Genomic DNA, 16391 nt, shown 5'->3' on the forward strand with positions numbered 1-16391 from the left:
CGCTTCCGGACCACAATGACGTGATGAAAATACCCCAGCGGCTGCGCTCGCTTGTCGAAGAAGGGCTGATCGACAGCGTCGTGCGCCAGTTGATGAGCGGCAAGGAGGCCACGGTCTACGTGGTGCGCTGCGGCGACGACACCCGCTGTGCCAAGGTCTACAAGGAAGCGCAGCAGCGCAGCTTTCGCCAGGCCGTGGACTACACCGAGAACCGCAAAGTCAAGAACAGCCGTCAGGCGCGCGCCATGGCCAAAGGCACGCGCTTTGGGCGCGAGGCCCAGGAGGCCGCCTGGCAAAGTGCCGAGGTGGATGCGCTTTATCGCCTGGCGGCTGCGGGCGTGCGCGTCCCCCGGCCTTACAACTTTCTCGACGGCGTGCTGCTGATGGAATTGGTCAGCAATGCCGATGGCGACGCGGCGCCACGGCTGAACGACCTGAGCTTCACGCCCGAGCAGGCGCGAAGCCACCACGCGGCACTGCTGGCCGAGGTGGTGCGCATGCTCAGCGCCGGCGTGGTCCACGGCGATCTGTCCGAATTCAACATCCTGCTCGGAGAGAACGGCCCGGTGATCATCGACCTGCCCCAGGCCGTCGATGCCGCCGGCAACCGTCACGCCTGCCGCATGCTGCTGCGCGACGTGGGCAATCTGGGCGCTTATTTCGGCCGCTTCGCCCCGGAGTTGCGGCACACCGGCCATGGCCCGGAGCTCTGGAGCCTGTACGAGCGCGGCCAGCTCAAGCCGGACACCCCACTGACCGGCCATTACGAAGCCGCGACGGGTCCGGTGGACCTGCGCGCCGTGCTGCGGGAAATCGAAGAGGCGCGCGCCGAAGAGGCCGAGCGCCAGCGCCGCCAACTGAGCGCCGTTCCCTGATGCCGTCGAGCCTTCCCGCGTCCGAGGCCGGACCGTCGCCCACCGCCTCCACCGCCCTGCCCGACGGCCTGCCGACGCCGCTGCGCTACCGCGCGATGGCCACCGTGCTCTGCGGCATCGCGTTGTGCGTGCTGGATGGCACGGTGATGAACCTCGCGCTGCCGGGCGTCGCACGAGACATGCGCGTCAGCGCATCCGAGGTGATTTGGGTGGTCAACGCCTACCAGGTGGCCATCCTCGCGCTGATGCTGCCGCTGGCCAGGCTGGGCGAGCTGTTTGGCTACCGGCGGGTCTATCTCTCGGGTCTGGCCTTGTTCACGCTGGCGTCGCTCGGCTGCATGGCGTCGCACAGCCTGGCCCAGCTCAGCGCCGCCCGTGCCCTCCAGGGCGCCGGCGCAGCGGGGATGTTCGCGATCAATGCTGCGCTGGTCAGAGCGATCTACCCGCGCCGACTGCTCGGCCAGGGCATCGCCATCAACTCCGCGGTGGTCGCGATGTCGTCCGTGGCCGGCCCCTCGGTGGCGGCGGTGGTGCTGTCGGTGGCGTCATGGCCCTGGCTGTTCGCCATCAACGTCCCGCTCGGGGTGCTGGTGCTGGCCTTGGGCCTGGGCAGCCTGCCCGGTCGAAACCCTGCGCTGCCCGCGGGCGAGTCCTTCTCGCTCCCCGACGCGGCCCTGAACGTGGCCTTGTTCAGCCTGGTCTACCTGGGCGTGGACCGCCTGGTGCCACGAGGTGTGCAAGCGCTTGAGGCCGGCGCATCGGTCGCAGCCGTCGGCCTCTTGGCGGCCGCGGCCGTGGTGGGGCGGATCTACCTGCGGCGCCAGCGCGCGCTGACCGCCCCGCTGCTGCCCATCGACCTGCTGCGCATCCCGGTCTTTCGCCTCTCGATGTTCACCTCCGTCGCCTCCTTTGCGGCGCAGATGCTGGCCTCCATCGCCCTGCCCTTCTTGCTGCTGCAGGATCTGGGGCGCAGCCCCGCCGATGCCGGCCTGGTGCTCAGTGCCTGGCCACTCGCCACCGTGGTGGCCGCGCCGATCGCCGGACGGCTGATCGGCCGCATCGCCGACGGCCTGCTGGGTGGCATCGGCCTGCTCACGCTGGCCGTGGGGCTCGTGCTGATGGCGACGCTGCCAGCGCACCCCGGCCTGGCGCAGATCGCCTGGCGCCTGGCCTTGTGCGGTGCGGGCTTCGGCTTGTTTCAGTCGCCCAACAACCACACCATCGTCACCTCGGCGCCGCATGCACGCTCCGGTGCCGCCGGGGGCATGCTGGGCACGGCGCGACTGACCGGGCAGTCCGTCGGTGCGGTGCTGATGGCCCTGCTGTTCGGGCTGCACGGGGCGCCGCAGCGCGCACCCGTGCAGGCTCTCGCTTTCGCGTCGCTGTGTGCTCTGGGTGCCAGTGTCACCAGCCTGCTGCGCTTGCGCGCGCCAGTCGCCAGCACAACGTAAGCCATTGGTAAGCGATTGGTAAAAGGGCCATACACGCCGAAGTGCTGCGCTAGCATCGCTTCGTGAAACTCAGCGCCCTCCTCCTTCTGACGCTGCTGAGCCTGGCGGGCTGCGGCGGCGGTGCGGCGCCCAACCTCGGCGGGGGAGGTGGTGGCGGTGGCGGCGGGGGGGGTGGCGGCGGGGGAAGTGCCTGCGGCGGCAACACCTGCGCCATCCAGGTGAGCGCGGGGCAGTTGACGCGCGACGGCGCCGCGTGGATGCCCAAAGGGGCGGTGGTCACCGGCTTCGTCGCGCCGCCGGCTTATCTCTCCGGGGTTTATGCGACCGCCCACGCCGCCTGGGGACAGTCGCTGCTGACGGCACTGAAAGCGATGGGTGCCAACACGGTCCGGCTCAACCTCAGCATCGCCGGTCTGGACCCCACCAATCCGATGCCCGATGGCAAGCTGACCGCTGCTGATAAGGCGGCCTATCTGGCGGAGATCGAGAGCGCCGTCGCGTTGATCGAGACCAATGGCATGAACGCGATGCTCACGCTTCAACCCGGCAACGCGGCTGGCGACCCGAACGAAGAAACCACACCCGGCAGCGCCACCGTCCGGGCCTGGCAGGCCTTGGCGCCGGCGTTCGCGAACGACAAGGCGGTGATGCTGATTGCCTTCAACGAACCGGGCTATGGCGGTGCCCAAACCATCGATCAGGACCCCTCGCCCTGGTTGGCCTGGCAGGCCGGCTTCACTCCGGTGGTCGCGGCGATACGCAGCACCGGTGCGACGAACGTCATCCTGCTCGACGGCCTGTCCGTCTCCCGCGTCTGGCGCAAGCTGGCCGATGCCAACGTGCCCGCCGATCCGCTGGGCCAGCTGGCCTACGACATCCACCCCTTCCCGACCGACCCCTCCGAACTCACCGGCGGAAAACAACCCAAGCTAAGCTACACCAGCCGCTCGGACATCGACTACTGGCTCGGCGGCTGGTGCGGCACGCATGCCTGCGCGGCCACCGCGTTCTTCACCGGCATCGGCAACGACCCGGTCACCGCCAACTGCTACGACGGCACGCAGCCGCCGGGACCCAACGTCACGTCGCCGCAGATCGTCGCCGACTTCGCGGGCTATTTCCAGGGCAACCACATCGGCCTGATGCTGTTCGCCGCCGACTGGACGAATCGCGTCTTCGTCGATCCCGACCTCGCCGCGCCCGTGCTGACCAGCTTCAGCGGCTTCACCAGCTGCGCCGGACCGCCCCAGATGGGGCCGGGCACCGCGATGCAGGCCCTGTGGACGACCGGCGCCGTCCCGGTGCCCGTGCCCTGACCGCGGCTTACGCGGTGTCGCCCAGCACGCCCATCTCCAGCGGCAGCTTGACGTAGAAGAGCTTGAGTTGCTCGCCGGCCAGGTGCGCCAGGAAGCGGTCGGCATCGTCGTCGGACAGCACGAAGCCCACCTCGACCGAGACGTCGCCCGCGAGCTCGAAGAAGTGCTCCTCGTGCAAGGTGCCCTGGCGGCCGAAGCCGGCGATCGCACGGAAAGCCGAGCCGCCGTGCAGGCCGGTCTTGCGCGCCTCTTCCAGCAACCACTCATAGGTCAGACGGCCATGGTGGCGATGGCTTTCCTGCACGTAGAACTTGAGGTAGACGCCTTGCATGCTGAGCCTCCGGGTCAGAAACGGATCTTGAGGATGGGGTGCCGCAAACGGTGCCGCTGGGGCTGGCTGCTGTCGGTCGCTAGGCCCGGAGGTACAGCGCGTTGGCCAGCAGGATCCCCAGCGCCGTCAGCAGCAGCGAGCCCGCCAGGTGGACGCAGGCTTCGCCCAGTGCCCAGGCGTACTGCTGGCGCCCGATCAGCGTCACCACCTCCAACGAAAAAGTCGAGAAGGTGGTCAGGCCGCCCATGAACCCGGTGATGACCAGCAGTCGCCATTCGGGGGGCAGGCTGGCGTTGTGAGAAAACCAGGCGCCGGACAGTCCGACCAGGAAGCCCCCCAGCAGGTTGGCGGCCAAGGTCCCCAGCGGAAGCGTCGGAAAGACGGGATTCAGCACCCCGCCCAGCCACCATCGCAGCAAGGCGCCGAACCCGGCTCCACCAAAGACCACCAGCATCGATAAGCCGCTCATCTCGTTCCCTCTTCCTCGAAGAAACCGGAGCGATCGGGCCGCGGATGTGCGAGTTGCGCGCACAAAGCCTACGCCGATCCGTCCGGGACCTGGGTGTAGGCATCATCAGCCCCGAGGGGCGGTTACGGGAGGAATGCCATCTCCGTGCGCGCCAGTATATCGGCGCGCCCGCACGGCCTGCCGCCATGGGGAGCTTCAGCGTCGCGGGCATGTCACGAAGCGCCGCTAGCGTTCAGCGCCTGAGCACAACTTCCAGGCGACGCAGCACCATGGCTCTCAAGATCGCCGTTGCCGGCACCGGCTACGTGGGCCTGTCCAACGCCGTGCTGCTGGCCCAGCACAACGAAGTGGTGGCGCTGGACATCGACGCCGCCAAGGTCGCGCTGCTGCAGTCCCGCCGCACCCCCATCGCCGACCCCGAGATCGAGCACTACCTGGCCCACCGGCCTCTGCGCCTGCGCTTCACGCTCAGCCAGGCTGAGGCCTACGCCGGCGCCGACTTCGTCGTCATCGCCACCCCCACCGACTACGACCCGGTGACCAACACCTTCGACACCCGCTCCGTCGAGGCCGTGGTGCGCGACGTGATCGCGCTCAATCCCCATGCGGTCATGGTCATCAAGAGCACCGTGCCGGTGGGCTACACCCAGGCCCTGCGCGAGCGCCTGGGTTGCCCCAACATCCTCTTCTCGCCCGAGTTCCTGCGCGAGGGCAAGGCGCTGCACGACAACCTGTATCCCTCTCGCATCGTCGTGGGCGAGCAGAGCGAGCGCGCCCAGGTCTTCGCCGATCTGCTGCGCCAGGGCTCGCTCAAGCCCGACACCCCTGTGCTGCTGACCCGCAGCACCGAGGCCGAGGCGATCAAGCTGTTCGCCAACACCTACCTGGCGATGCGCGTGGCCTACTTCAACGAGCTCGACACCTACGCCGCCAGCCACGGCCTGGACACCCGCCAGATCATCGACGGCGTCTGCCTGGACCCGCGCATCGGCCACCACTACAACAACCCCAGCTTCGGCTACGGCGGCTACTGCCTGCCCAAGGACACCAAGCAGCTGCTGGCCAACTACAGCCAGGTGCCCCAGAACCTGATCGAGGCCATCGTCAACGCCAACACCACGCGCAAGGACTTCGTCGCCTTCGACATCCTCAAGCGCCAACCCAAGGTGGTGGGCATCTACCGCCTGATCATGAAGGCCGGCTCCGACAACTTCCGCGCCAGCAGCGTGCAAGGCATCATGAAGCGCATCAAGGCCAAGGGCGTCGAGGTGATCGTCTACGAGCCCGCCCTGGCCGACGAGCACTTCTTCGGCTCGCGCGTCGTGCGCGACCTCGACGCCTTCAAACAGCAGGCCGACGTGATCGTCGCCAACCGCCTCTCCGACACCTTGAACGACGTCGTGGGCAAGGTCTACACCCGCGATCTGTTCGGCGGGGATTGAGGTTCCCGCCCGCTTACCGATTGACGACACGCGGTCCGCTGCGCCACAATTACAGCTTCGCAGCAATGGAGAAATCCGTGGAATCTGGCCCTAGTACCTGTTCGCCACTGGCGAACTGATCAGCGAGTACCTAGGCAGTTCCATTTCTGTCGCCGTCTCGCTGATATCAGCGGGACGGTGTGTTGTTGCAAGTTCTCTTGCCTGTCGGTTCTCGACAGCGCACCTCCCCACGTCATCACGCACCAGCGTCGCTCGTCACCGAGCGGTTGGCAGCAACGCTGCCGATCGCCGCGCATCACGGGTCGAATTTGCTGGGGCATTGTGCAAATCAGGCTGTACCTCTTGAGGTGCGGCCATGCATTGGGTTGAGGTCGAATCATGACGATTCAAATTTTCAGCGTCCGTCGCTTCGCGCTGACGTTCTCCAAAGGGCTTACCAGGGTTTGCCGAGGCCACCGTCTTGCCGATCGCGCGGTGCCTGACTCCTTCAGCCATGACCGTGTCGTCCAGCCTCCGAGGTGGGCCGGCGTGCTGGCCTTGTCCGGCGTCCGCCACTGAGCTTGCTTCCGGCAACAAGGCAAGGGGAACGAACATGACTCTACACACCACTCTGCAACTCACGTCGCCGACTGGAGAGCGCAGCGCCGTGCTTGACAGCGCCCACATCGGCGACATCCGTGGCGCCTTCGGCACCATCAAGAGCGGAGACACCCACGCGCGCCAAGGCCTTTGGCCGCGCTTGCGTACGCTGCTGGCGATCCTGGGCCCGGGCCTGATCGTCATGGTGGGCGACAACGACGCAGGCGCTTTCGGCACGTACGCCCAGGCAGGCCAGAACTATGGAACCTCGCTGCTTTGGACGTTGTTGTTGCTGATTCCTGTGCTGTTCGTCAACCAAGAGATGGTGCTGCGTCTCGGTGTGGTCACCGGCGTCGGCCATGCACGCCTGATCTTCGAGCGCTTCGGAAAGTTCTGGGGCGCATTCAGCGTCGTTGACCTTTTCCTGCTCAACGCACTGACCATCGTCACCGAGTTCATCGGCATCAGCCTGGGCCTCGACTATCTGGGCGTTTCCCGACCCTGGGGTGTCGGCATCTCGGCGCTGATCATCATCGCGGCGGCGAGCACCGGCGACTTTCGACGCTTCGAGCGCTTCTCGCTGGTCCTGGTCTTTGCCAGCTTGCTGCTGGTGCCGATCTTCATGATGATCCACCCGCCCATGGCGCAGATCACGCATGATCTGTTGACGCCTCGACTGCCCACCAGCGGCAAACTCGGCGAGGTGATGTTGCTGGTGATCGCCATCGTCGGAACCACCATCGCACCGTGGCAGCTGTTCTTTCAGCAAAGCTATGTGATCGACAAACGCATCACGCCCCGCTTCATGCGCTACGAGCGGATCGATCTGTGGATTGGCATCGCGCTGGTGATCGTGGGTGCCGTGGCGATGATGTCGTTCACGGCGGCGACCTTCGCCAACAAGCCCGAGTTCGGCCACTTTGCCGATGCTGCACAAGTGGCCTCCGGCATGGGTAAGTACTTCGGCCGCCTGCCAGGAACCCTGTTCGCGATCGCGTTGATCGATGCCTCGATCATCGGTGCGCTGGCGGTATCCTTGTCAACGGCGTATGCGATTGGCGATGTCTTCGCGGTCAATCATTCGCTTCATCGCAAGCCCAGCGAAGCCAAAGGCTTCTATGCCGTCTACACCGGCCTGATCGTCGTCGCTGCCGTGCTGGTGTTGACCCCCGGAACACCGCTAGGCCTGCTGACCAATCTGGTGCAGACCCTGGCTGGCGTGCTGCTGCCCAGCGCCACCGTGTTTCTATTGTTGTTGTGCAACGATCACGAAGTCCTGGGGCCTTGGGTCAATTCGCGGCGTCTGAACCTGTTCACCGCCGCCGTGGTCGCCGTGCTGGTGATGCTGTCGGTCCTTCTCACGGCGGCCGTGCTGTTCCCCGACATGGATGAACGGGATATCGCGATGGTGATCGCGGGCAGCCTCGCCTTCTTCGGGCTGCTGACCTGGACTGCCAGACGCTTTGACGGCGGCCGAGGCGCGGGACAGAACACTGCTCGCACCGTGGATTCGAGCCTGCGCGACAACTGGCGAATGCCTGCGCTCGACCAACTGCGCCCCATCGTCCTGACCCCGACGAGCAAGCTCTGGATGGCTGTCCTGAGAGGCTATCTGGTGATCGCCGCCGGGCTGCTGATGATCAAGCTGGTTCAGGTCGCTGTTACGGCCCATTGACTCCAGCAGGGCGCCATGCGCCCGGACCCATTTCCACTCAGCACGTGTTCCGTTGGTCGCGAGTGGGCCTGCACCAGTGCCCGTGCAGCCCACGCCGTCATCATGAACGTTTTCATCAAACCGTCGCGCGCGTCGCGGAAACTGCCGATCCTCATGGCTCTCGGATACCTCAAACCAACGGTCATCGCGCTGGCCTTGTCCGGACTCACCCTGGCGGCCCACGCCGATTCCGGCACGACGCCACCGTCGTCGACGCCGGCAGATCCGTCCGCCAGCCAGTTCGATGCTCCCGCTGAAACCTTCCAGGTGCACGGGCAGTTCACGAACGTGGCCCAGCGGCATCCGGCGTTCCGCTCCCCCTATCAAGGCGCCAACAGCCTGCCCCCCGTGGAACCGACGATGGAGACGGCGGACATCACCCTGTTCGTCGGCCTCAGGTTGGGCCAGCACACCGAGCTCTACGTGAATCCTGAAATTGATCAGGGTTTCGGGCTCGCCAACACCTTGGGGGTGGCGGGCTATCCCAGCGGCGAGGCCTACAAGGTCGGGACTTGGACGCCGTACTACCGCACGCCCCGCGCCTTCATCCGCCAGACCTGGGCGCTGGACGGAACGCGGAGCCCGGTCGCCTCCGACGCCAACACCCTGGCAGGCAGTCGCCCGGACAACAACCTGACGCTGACGGTCGGCAAGTTCTCGGTGGTCGACATCTTCGATGCCAACGCCTACGCACACGACCCGCGCGGCGACTTCCTGAACTGGTCGATCGTCGACTCGGGGGCCTTTGACTACGCGGCCGATTCCTGGGGCTTCACGCTGGGCGCGGCCCTGGAGTGGAACCAAGGTGACTGGAGCCTTCGCGGCGGCTATTTCGCCCTGTCGACCAGCCCCAACAGCGAGACCATCGACACCACGTTCGCGCAACATTCGTGGGTGCTGGAGGCCGAGCGACGATTCAACACGCTGGGCCACCCCGGCCGTGTCCGCGCACTGGCCTTTGTCGATCACGCCCGGATCGGCCGCTACGACGAGGCCGTGGCGCAGGGACTCGCCAGCGGTTCGACGCCGGACACCGCCCTCGTGCGCCGCACCGGCAACAAGGCAGGCTACGGCTTCAACCTGGAACAGGCGGTGGCGGATGACGTCGGCGTCTTCGCCCGCTTGAGCGCCAACAACGGCCGCTTCGAGACCTTCGACTTCACCGACATCAACCGTTCGGCGTCGGCCGGCCTGTCCGTCCGAGGAGCCCGGTGGGGCCGGTCCCAGGACACGGTCGGCATCGCGGGCGCCGTCAACGCCTTGTCGAGTGCCGCGCGCGCCTACTTCGCCGCCGGGGGCATGGGGCCGTTGATCGGCGACGGCCAGCTGCCCCACTACGCGCAGGAACGCATCCTGGAAGGCTACTACGCGATGCAAGTCACCCCGGCTCTCACGATCGCCGCCGATGTGCAATCCATCGCCAACCCGGCGTACAACGCGGACCGGGGCCCGGTCCGGGTCTACGGCACGCGGCTTCACGCCCAGTTCTAGGTCCGCACCGTGGGGGCCGTCCAGCTACAGCGGCCCGGTGGTCAGCCTGAAGTCGATCTCCACCGGATCCTGCACCGCCAGCAGGCCGCCCAGCACCGAATACGGGTGCACGCCGAAATCCGTCTGAAGCAGCACGAACGAGCCGCTGAAGGCGGGGTGGTCCGGCCAGCCGGCGACCTCCAGCGGCACCCATTGCTCGCGGCGCTGGCCGTGCAGCTCGACCTGGATTTTCACCGCCAGCTTGGGCGGCTCGCCGCGGACCTCCAGCGAATGGATGAGCACCCAGGGAAAGCGATCGGCCTGCAGGTTGAACGGTCCCAGCATGTGCTCGCGCGTGTCGTCGATCGCAGCCGCGGACACCGGGCTGGCAAAGGCCGGCCCCAGCCGGGCCCTCAGCTCGGGTCGGTCGATGTCGAGCTGGTCCAGCCGGAACGCCAGATCGACCCGGGCACCGGCCAGGTCGCCCGCCGCCGGCCAGGCCAGAAAGCCGACGAAGCTTCGCGCCGACAGCACGTGATTGTGGCCCAGCTTCGCCGCCCGTCCGGCGCGAAACACGTGGATCCGCACCTCGGAGGTCGCGGGATCCACGGCCAGCACCGACTGCCCTGCGCGTGCGAGTCGCTCGTAGTCGGCGCGCAAGCCGGCCGGACCTGGCGTCGACGGCGCGGCCAGCCTCGCCTCGTCACGCGGCGGCGAGACCTCCGAACAGGCTTGCAGCGTCGCTCCGACGAGCAACGCGGTCATCAGCGACAGAGGCCAGCGGCGAGACATGACAGCACTCCCAGAACAGCGCGACGATCCGACCCAACGCACCTGCAGGCGCACCGCGGTGATCGCGCCCTTCACCGGATGGTGAAGAAGCCGATTTGGCGCTAAGCTGACATGGATGCCCTTGCGGGCCCGCCCTTCCTTCACCTTTGCATCTTCGCAGGAACTTGCCATGACCATCATCGTCGCCTACGCACCCCGCCCCGAGGGCCGTGCCGCCCTCGAGAAGGGCCTTGAGATCGCTGCCCGCCGGAAAGAACGGCTGCTGGTGGTCAACGCCATCTCCGGCGACAACCAGGACGACCCGTCGTTCGCCGACCCGATCGACGCCGAAGCCGTCGAGAAGCGGCTGGCCTCTTCAGGAGTCGAAGGCGAATTCAAGCAATTCGTCCGAGGCCGCGACGCGGTGACCGAGATCCAGGAACTCGCCGAAGCGCCCGAAGTCTCGCTGGTCGTGGTGGGCCTTCGCAAGCGCAGCCCGGTGGGCAAGCTGATTCTCGGCAGCGTCTCGCGCGACATCCTGCTGGCGGTGCGCTGCCCCGTGCTGGCCGTCAAGGCCAACGAGTAAGCACGGGCCGAGGCCGCCGGCCCGGCCCTTCCTGCGGCGTCACACCGGCAGCGCAGCGCGACCCGAGGCATTGCCACGGCGTCGAGCCGGTGCCGCCACGCCCTTCACGACACCCCGGAGACACCGTCATGAGCGCCCTCTCGATGCTGATCAACGGCGAGGCCTGCCAGGCCCGCCTGGGAGCCACCTTCACGCGGCTGAACCCGCTCGACGGCCAGGTCGCCACCACCGCGCCGGCGGCATCGCCCGACGACGCGGTGGCGGCGGTCGATGCCGCCGCGGCGGCGTTTGCCGGCTGGTCCCGCACCGGCCCGGGCGAGCGCCGCGCGCTGCTGATGAAGGCGGCGTCGGCCCTGGAGGCCAAGGCCGACGACTTCGCCCGGGCGATGGCGGCCGAAACCGGCGCCTCCGGCCTGTGGGCAGGGTTCAACGTCCACCTGGCCGCCGGCATGCTGCTGGAGGCCGCCGCACTGACCACGCAGATCAACGGCGAGGTCATCCCCTCCGACGTGCCCGGCAGCCTGGCGATGGGCATGCGCCAGCCGGCCGGCGTGGTGCTGGGCATCGCGCCGTGGAACGCGCCGGTGATCCTGGGCGTGCGCGCGATCGCCGTGCCGCTGGCCTGCGGCAACACGGTGGTGCTCAAGGGCAGCGAGCTGTGCCCGGCCACCCATGGCCTGATCATCGAGGCGCTGCAGGACGCCGGGCTGCCCAGGGGCGTCGTCAATTTCGTCACCAATGCCCCGGCCGACGCGGCGACCGTGGTCGAGGCGATGATCGCTCACCCGGCGGTGCGGCGGGTGAACTTCACCGGCTCCACCCGTGTCGGCAAGCTCATCGCCGCCACCTGCGCCAAGTACCTCAAACCGGCGGTGCTCGAACTCGGCGGCAAGGCACCGGTGCTGGTACTGGACGATGCCGATCTCGATGCGGCCGTCGACGCCGTGATCTTCGGCGCGTTCGCCAACTCGGGCCAGATCTGCATGTCCACCGAGCGCATCGTGGTCGACCAGCGCGTGGCCGCGGACTTCGTCGCCAAGCTGGCCGCCCGCGCCACCTCGCTGCCGCTGGGTGACCCGCGCCACGGGCCTGTGGTGCTGGGCTCGGTCGTGGACATGAGCACGGTGCAGCGCTGCAACGCCTTGATCGAGGACGCGCTCGCCAAGGGCGCCACGCTGGTCTGCGGCGGCCCGGCCGACAACACGCTGATGGCCGCCACGCTGCTCGACCACGTGACCCCGGAGATGCGGATCTACCACGAAGAGGCGTTCGGGCCGGTCAAGGGCATCGTGCGCGTGGACGGCGTGGACGCCGCGGTGGCCTGCGCCAACGACAACGCCTACGGCCTGTCGGCCGCGGTGTTCGGCCGCGACATCGCGCGTGCCTACCAGGTGGCGCTGCGCATCGAGTCCGGCATCTGCCATGTCAACGGCCCGACCGTGCACGACGAGGCGCAGATGCCGTTTGGCGGGGTCAAGGGCAGCGGCTACGGCCGCTTCGGCGGACGGGCGGGCGTGGAGGCCTTCACCGAACTGCGCTGGCTGACGGTCCAGACCACCCCACGACACTATCCGTTCTGAGGGTTCGCACGCCCCTCCCCCGGCCGGGCGTCGCCGACGAGGTCAGGTCGGGCGCGACCGCGTCGCGCCCGCGCCAAGCGCCCGCCGCAACGCCTTGACTCCCTCGAACCACAGCACGCCCAGCAGGCCGAGCGCCACGGCCGCCGCAGCCTCGTGGGCCGGCAAGGGCGCGAAGCGCAGCACGCCGACCGCCCACGGCAGGTACAGCGCCGCCCCCAGCAACAGCAAGGCCAACGCGGCGACCGACCACAGCATCGCGTTCGGTGCCCGCAACGTGGCCCACAGCGGCTTCGTGCCGGACCGGTTGGAAAAGATCAGCGTCAGATTGGCGATCACCAGCGTGGCGAAGGCGAAGGCCCGTGCCTCGGCGTCGGGCAGGCGCCCATGGGCCCAGGCGTAGGCCGCCAGCACCACCGCCAGCACCCCCACGCCCTGCAGCAGCGCCAGCCCCAGCGTGGCCCCGCCGAACAGCGGCGCCCGGGCATCGCGCGGCGGCCGCCGCATCACGTCGCTCGCCTCCGGTTCGTTCTCGAAGGCCAGCGAACAGGCCGGGTCGATGATCAATTCCAGGAAAGCGATGTGCATCGGGTACAGCAAGGCAGGCCAGCCCAGCAGCGCCGGCAACAACGCCATGCCGGCGATCGGCACGTGCACCGCGAGGATGTAGGACATCGAATGGCGCAGGTTCTCGAAGATCCGGCGTCCCAGCCGGACCCCTTGCACGATGGCCGTGAAGTCGTCGTTCAGCAGCACCAGCGACGCCGCCTCGCGGGCCACGTCGGTGCCGCGCCCGCCCATGGCGATGCCCACGTGCGCGGCGCGCAGCGCCGGGGCGTCGTTGACGCCGTCGCCGGTCATCGCGACGATCTCGCCGTCGGCCTTCAGCGCCTGCACGATGCGCAGCTTCTGTTCGGGCGCGATGCGCGCGCAGACGCGGACGCGGGTCATGCGCGCGCGCAGCGCTTCGTCGTCGAGCGCGCCCAGTTCGTCGCCGCCCAGCACCGCGCCCGGATCCTCGCCCACGCCGATCAATCCGGCCTGCCGCGCGATCGCCCGCGCGGTGGCCGGATAGTCGCCGGTGATCATCACGACGCGGATGCCCGCGCTGCGAAACTCGGCCATCGCGTCCGGCACCTGGGCCCGCAGCGGATCCGACAACCCCAGCAAGCCGACGAACTCGAAGTCGAGGTCATGCTCGGAGTCCGGCCACGCCCCGCCGTCGAAGCGGCCACGGGCCACGGCCAGCACCCGCAAGCCGTCGGCCGCCAGCCCGTCGACCGCGGCGGCGATGCGCGCCTGCGCCGCCCGGTCCAGATGGCATAACTCGATCACCGCTTCCGGCGCCCCCTTCGCGGCCACGATCCGGGCGCCTCCCACCGGCGTGGACCAGCCGTGCGACATCGCGCGCAGCGCCGGGCTCAGCGCGTAGGTCTGCTCCAGCGTCCAATCGCGGTGGAGGTGCTCGGTCTGGGCCAGGAAGCGCTCGCCGAGCCGATGGAAGGCCTGCTCCATCGGGTCGAACGGATCGACCCGGCTGGCCAGGATCGCATGCTCGACCAGGCCGTGAAACGCCTCGGGCAGCTCGCGCAGCCCAGGCGCCGCCAGATCCAGCGACGCCTCCAGCGCGGTCCCGCCGGCCACCAGTCGCGCCACCGTCATGCGGTTCTCGGTCAGCGTGCCGGTCTTGTCGGTGCACAGCACGGTGGTGGCCCCCAGCGTCTCGATCGCGTTGATCCGTCGCGTCAGCACGCCGGCGCGCGACAGGCGGCGCGCCCCGAGCGCCGGGAACACGGTCAGCACGACCGGGTATTCCTCGGGCAGCATCGCCATCGCCAGCGCGATGCCGGCCAGCAGCGCGGCCAGCCAGTCGCCGCGCAGCCACCCCTGCACCAGCACCAGCGCCAGGCTCAGCCCCAGGGCCAGCAGCGCCAGGTTGCGCACCAGGGCCGCCGTCTGCAGTTGCAGCGTCGAACGCTCCAGGCCCAGCGTGCCGAGCGCGGCGCCGATGCGGCCGATCTCGCTGCCGGCGCCGGTCGCGGTGACGCGCGCCCGGCCGTGGCCCTGCACGATCAGCGTGCCGGCGTAGACCCAGGGCAGTTCATCGCCGCCGGGCCGCACGGGCTCGGTTCCCGCGGCCGCCAGCGGGGGCGTCGAACCGGTGGCGATCTTGCTCACCGGCACGGCCTCGCCGGTGAGCAGCGATTCGTCCGCCTGCAGCCCATCGGCGGCGACCAGCCACGCGTCGGCCGCCACCCGGTCGCCTTCGTTGAGCTGCAGCAGATCGCCCCGCACCACGTCGCGGCCGGCGATGCGCAGCGGCCGACCGTCGCGGACGACCAGGGCCCGCGGGCTGGCCAGATCGCGCAGCGCCTCGATCGCGCGCTCGGTCTTGCCCTCCTGGAACAGCGTCAAGCCGAGCGTGACCAGCACGAAGCCGAACAGCGTCAGGCCTTCCTGCAGGTCGCCGAACATCAGGTACAGCGTGCCGGCTGCCAGCAGCAGCAGGAACATCGGCTCGCGGACGGTTTCCGCCGCAATCGCCCAGAGCGTGCGGCGCCCACCGCCGGGCAAGGTGTTGGGTCCGTCTGCCGCCAGGCGCCGCGCCGCCTCGGCGCTGCTCAGCCCGGCCTCGGCATCGCCGGGTTCGCTCAGGCCCTCCCTCTCATCCATCGACGGCTCCCGCATCGGCTTGACGCCATGGCTCCAGTATCGCGGCACGGCGTGCGGCGCCATGGACTCTCGTCGTCCAGCCCTCCAAGGGATGGACGCGGATCAAACCGGCCGCGGGGACCGGCCCCCGGGTCAGGCCGAGCGCAGCGCGCCTACCATCGGCGGCAAGGCTGCCGCCATGCGGACCAGCGACAGCACGTCCGCCGCGCCGGCCTTGCGGCGCAGGTTGTGGATGTGCGTGCGCACCGTCGCCAGTGCCAGGCCCATGCGGGCGGCGATCTCGGTCGGACGCTCGCCGCCGCACAGCGCGGACAGGATGTCCTGTTCGCGGCCGGTCAGACCATGCACCTGTGCGAACGCCTGCAGCGACAAGGCCTGCACCATCTGGCGCCGCCCCAGCTTGACCAGCAAGGCCGCCAGGCCGGGCCGGCCCGGCACCGCCGGCAACGGGATCACCGAGGCGGTGCACGACCCGCCTGGGGCTTGCAGCGTGACCAGGCTGCGGAGTTGCCGGGCGCCGGCGGTCGCGAGGGTCGCGCTCAAGGCGGCCTGCTCCCCCGCATCGGTCGCAACCAGGCGCTGGCCTTGCAGGCTCAGCGGCGCGCCCGGTTCGGCCAGTTCCTTGCGTGCGGCGTGGTTGGCATACAGCACTGCGCCGTCGGGCGACACCACCAGCAAGCCGTGGTCGACCTCGTCGAGGACGGCGAGCAGCAGCCGGGGCAGCGACTGCGCATGGCGTCGCCGCTCGGGACCGACGTAGGTCAGCAGTTGTTCGAACTTGGGCAGCAAAGGGGTGCTCATGGAGTCAGGTGGTCACCCCGGCGATGGGTCGCAGCCTGGCATGCTGTGCTGCGGTGTCGTCATGGGACGCAGTTGTCTGGCGATGATCGGTATCGATGGCTGGGGCAAGACCCGTTCCCGGCACGACCGACCACGAGGCCGACCGGCAGGGCAGGGATCCACCGCCGCGGCGGCCGATGGCGTACGAGGAAGCGGCGCGAAAGAAAGGCGATGGAAGGACGCAACGAGGTGCGCAACGAGATGCGCAAAAGCTTGCACAGTCCTGTGGATCGTGCGCGCTCGGAATGGCTGCCATGTGTCCGGCATCGGTGTCCCGTGCAAAGCTTCTGCGACCCG

13 protein-coding genes and 1 riboswitch are annotated in these 16391 nt (G+C 68.7%); of the genes, 8 read left to right on the forward strand and 5 right to left on the reverse strand.

All coding sequences use genetic code 11. The features are described 5' to 3' along the window. Positions 1 to 23: 23 nt before the first annotated feature. The 3 genes from AC0N04_RS02600 to AC0N04_RS02610 all read left to right on the forward strand — a co-directional run bounded on the left by AC0N04_RS02600 (position 24) and on the right by AC0N04_RS02610 (position 3642). Positions 24 to 875, forward strand: coding sequence for a PA4780 family RIO1-like protein kinase (locus AC0N04_RS02600; protein ID WP_474278305.1), 852 nt, complete (start codon positions 24 to 26; stop codon positions 873 to 875). Then, positions 875 to 2326, forward strand: coding sequence for an MFS transporter (locus AC0N04_RS02605; RefSeq protein WP_474278307.1), 1452 nt, complete (start codon positions 875 to 877; stop codon positions 2324 to 2326). Before AC0N04_RS02600 ends, AC0N04_RS02605 begins: the two co-directional genes overlap by 1 nt. A gap of 62 nt (positions 2327 to 2388) precedes the next feature. Then, entirely contained in the window at positions 2389 to 3642 is a 1254-nt protein-coding gene (locus AC0N04_RS02610) for a cellulase family glycosylhydrolase (protein WP_474278309.1), read from the forward strand. Between the two features lie 7 nt (positions 3643 to 3649). On the opposite strand, the gene AC0N04_RS02615 is transcribed toward AC0N04_RS02610, so the two are convergent. Both AC0N04_RS02615 and crcB read right to left on the reverse strand, forming a co-directional pair. After that, on the reverse strand, positions 3650 to 3973 hold the full coding sequence (locus tag AC0N04_RS02615; RefSeq protein ID WP_474278311.1) for a DUF190 domain-containing protein: 324 nt from the start codon (positions 3971 to 3973) through the stop codon (positions 3650 to 3652). A 79-nt stretch (positions 3974 to 4052) separates the two neighbouring features. Further along, positions 4053 to 4442 (reverse strand): fluoride efflux transporter CrcB, encoded by a 390-nt coding sequence (gene crcB / locus AC0N04_RS02620; protein WP_474278313.1) that lies wholly within the window; start codon positions 4440 to 4442, stop codon positions 4053 to 4055. A gap of 89 nt (positions 4443 to 4531) precedes the next feature. Continuing rightward, positions 4532 to 4595: riboswitch (Fluoride riboswitch) on the reverse strand. 116 nt (positions 4596 to 4711) lie between these two features. On the opposite strand from crcB, the gene AC0N04_RS02625 reads away from it, so the two are divergent. From AC0N04_RS02625 to AC0N04_RS02635, 3 genes are all read left to right on the forward strand, one after another. Beyond that, complete coding sequence (locus AC0N04_RS02625; protein ID WP_474278315.1) at positions 4712 to 5884, forward strand: nucleotide sugar dehydrogenase; 1173 nt, start codon at positions 4712 to 4714, stop codon at positions 5882 to 5884. Between the two features lie 592 nt (positions 5885 to 6476). Next, complete coding sequence (locus tag AC0N04_RS02630) at positions 6477 to 8138, forward strand: Nramp family divalent metal transporter (protein ID WP_474278317.1); 1662 nt, start codon at positions 6477 to 6479, stop codon at positions 8136 to 8138. A 15-nt stretch (positions 8139 to 8153) separates the two neighbouring features. After that, entirely contained in the window at positions 8154 to 9668 is a 1515-nt protein-coding gene (locus AC0N04_RS02635) for a carbohydrate porin (RefSeq protein WP_474278319.1), read from the forward strand. Between the two features lie 24 nt (positions 9669 to 9692). Here the strand turns inward: AC0N04_RS02635 and AC0N04_RS02640 are convergent, their stop codons facing one another. Then, a complete protein-coding gene (locus AC0N04_RS02640) occupies positions 9693 to 10439 on the reverse strand; it encodes a YceI family protein (protein ID WP_474278321.1) in 747 nt (248 codons plus the stop codon). Between the two features lie 169 nt (positions 10440 to 10608). Here AC0N04_RS02640 and AC0N04_RS02645 point away from each other — a divergent pair, with 169 nt between their 5' ends. After that, entirely contained in the window at positions 10609 to 11004 is a 396-nt protein-coding gene (locus AC0N04_RS02645) for a universal stress protein (RefSeq protein ID WP_474278323.1), read from the forward strand. A gap of 128 nt (positions 11005 to 11132) precedes the next feature. Further along, complete coding sequence (locus tag AC0N04_RS02650; protein ID WP_474278325.1) at positions 11133 to 12584, forward strand: aldehyde dehydrogenase; 1452 nt, start codon at positions 11133 to 11135, stop codon at positions 12582 to 12584. A gap of 42 nt (positions 12585 to 12626) precedes the next feature. Here AC0N04_RS02650 and AC0N04_RS02655 read toward each other — a convergent pair whose 3' ends face one another. Both AC0N04_RS02655 and AC0N04_RS02660 read right to left on the reverse strand, forming a co-directional pair. Beyond that, entirely contained in the window at positions 12627 to 15317 is a 2691-nt protein-coding gene (locus AC0N04_RS02655; RefSeq protein WP_474278327.1) for a cation-translocating P-type ATPase, read from the reverse strand. A 69-nt stretch (positions 15318 to 15386) separates the two neighbouring features. After that, the gene (locus tag AC0N04_RS02660; RefSeq protein ID WP_474278329.1) at positions 15387 to 16055 is read right to left on the reverse strand and encodes a helix-turn-helix transcriptional regulator; all 669 of its coding nucleotides are present in this window, start codon (positions 16053 to 16055) and stop codon (positions 15387 to 15389) included. Positions 16056 to 16391 lie beyond the last annotated feature (336 nt).

The sequence above is a fragment of the Ideonella sp. sgz306126 genome (assembly GCF_056032705.1).

Coding starts and splice junctions, on each gene's coding strand:
- crcB (WP_474278313.1), bottom strand. CDS start 4,442: ATGAGCGGCTTATCGATGCTGGTGGTCTTTGGTGGAGCCGGGTTCGGC.
- AC0N04_RS02615 (WP_474278311.1), bottom strand. CDS start 3,973: ATGCAAGGCGTCTACCTCAAGTTCTACGTGCAGGAAAGCCATCGCCAC.
- AC0N04_RS02605 (WP_474278307.1), top strand. CDS start 875: ATGCCGTCGAGCCTTCCCGCGTCCGAGGCCGGACCGTCGCCCACCGCC.
- AC0N04_RS02635 (WP_474278319.1), top strand. CDS start 8,154: ATGCGCCCGGACCCATTTCCACTCAGCACGTGTTCCGTTGGTCGCGAG.
- AC0N04_RS02645 (WP_474278323.1), top strand. CDS start 10,609: ATGACCATCATCGTCGCCTACGCACCCCGCCCCGAGGGCCGTGCCGCC.
- AC0N04_RS02630 (WP_474278317.1), top strand. CDS start 6,477: ATGACTCTACACACCACTCTGCAACTCACGTCGCCGACTGGAGAGCGC.
- AC0N04_RS02660 (WP_474278329.1), bottom strand. CDS start 16,055: ATGAGCACCCCTTTGCTGCCCAAGTTCGAACAACTGCTGACCTACGTC.
- AC0N04_RS02650 (WP_474278325.1), top strand. CDS start 11,133: ATGAGCGCCCTCTCGATGCTGATCAACGGCGAGGCCTGCCAGGCCCGC.
- AC0N04_RS02600 (WP_474278305.1), top strand. CDS start 24: ATGAAAATACCCCAGCGGCTGCGCTCGCTTGTCGAAGAAGGGCTGATC.
- AC0N04_RS02625 (WP_474278315.1), top strand. CDS start 4,712: ATGGCTCTCAAGATCGCCGTTGCCGGCACCGGCTACGTGGGCCTGTCC.
- AC0N04_RS02655 (WP_474278327.1), bottom strand. CDS start 15,317: ATGGCGCCGCACGCCGTGCCGCGATACTGGAGCCATGGCGTCAAGCCG.
- AC0N04_RS02640 (WP_474278321.1), bottom strand. CDS start 10,439: ATGTCTCGCCGCTGGCCTCTGTCGCTGATGACCGCGTTGCTCGTCGGA.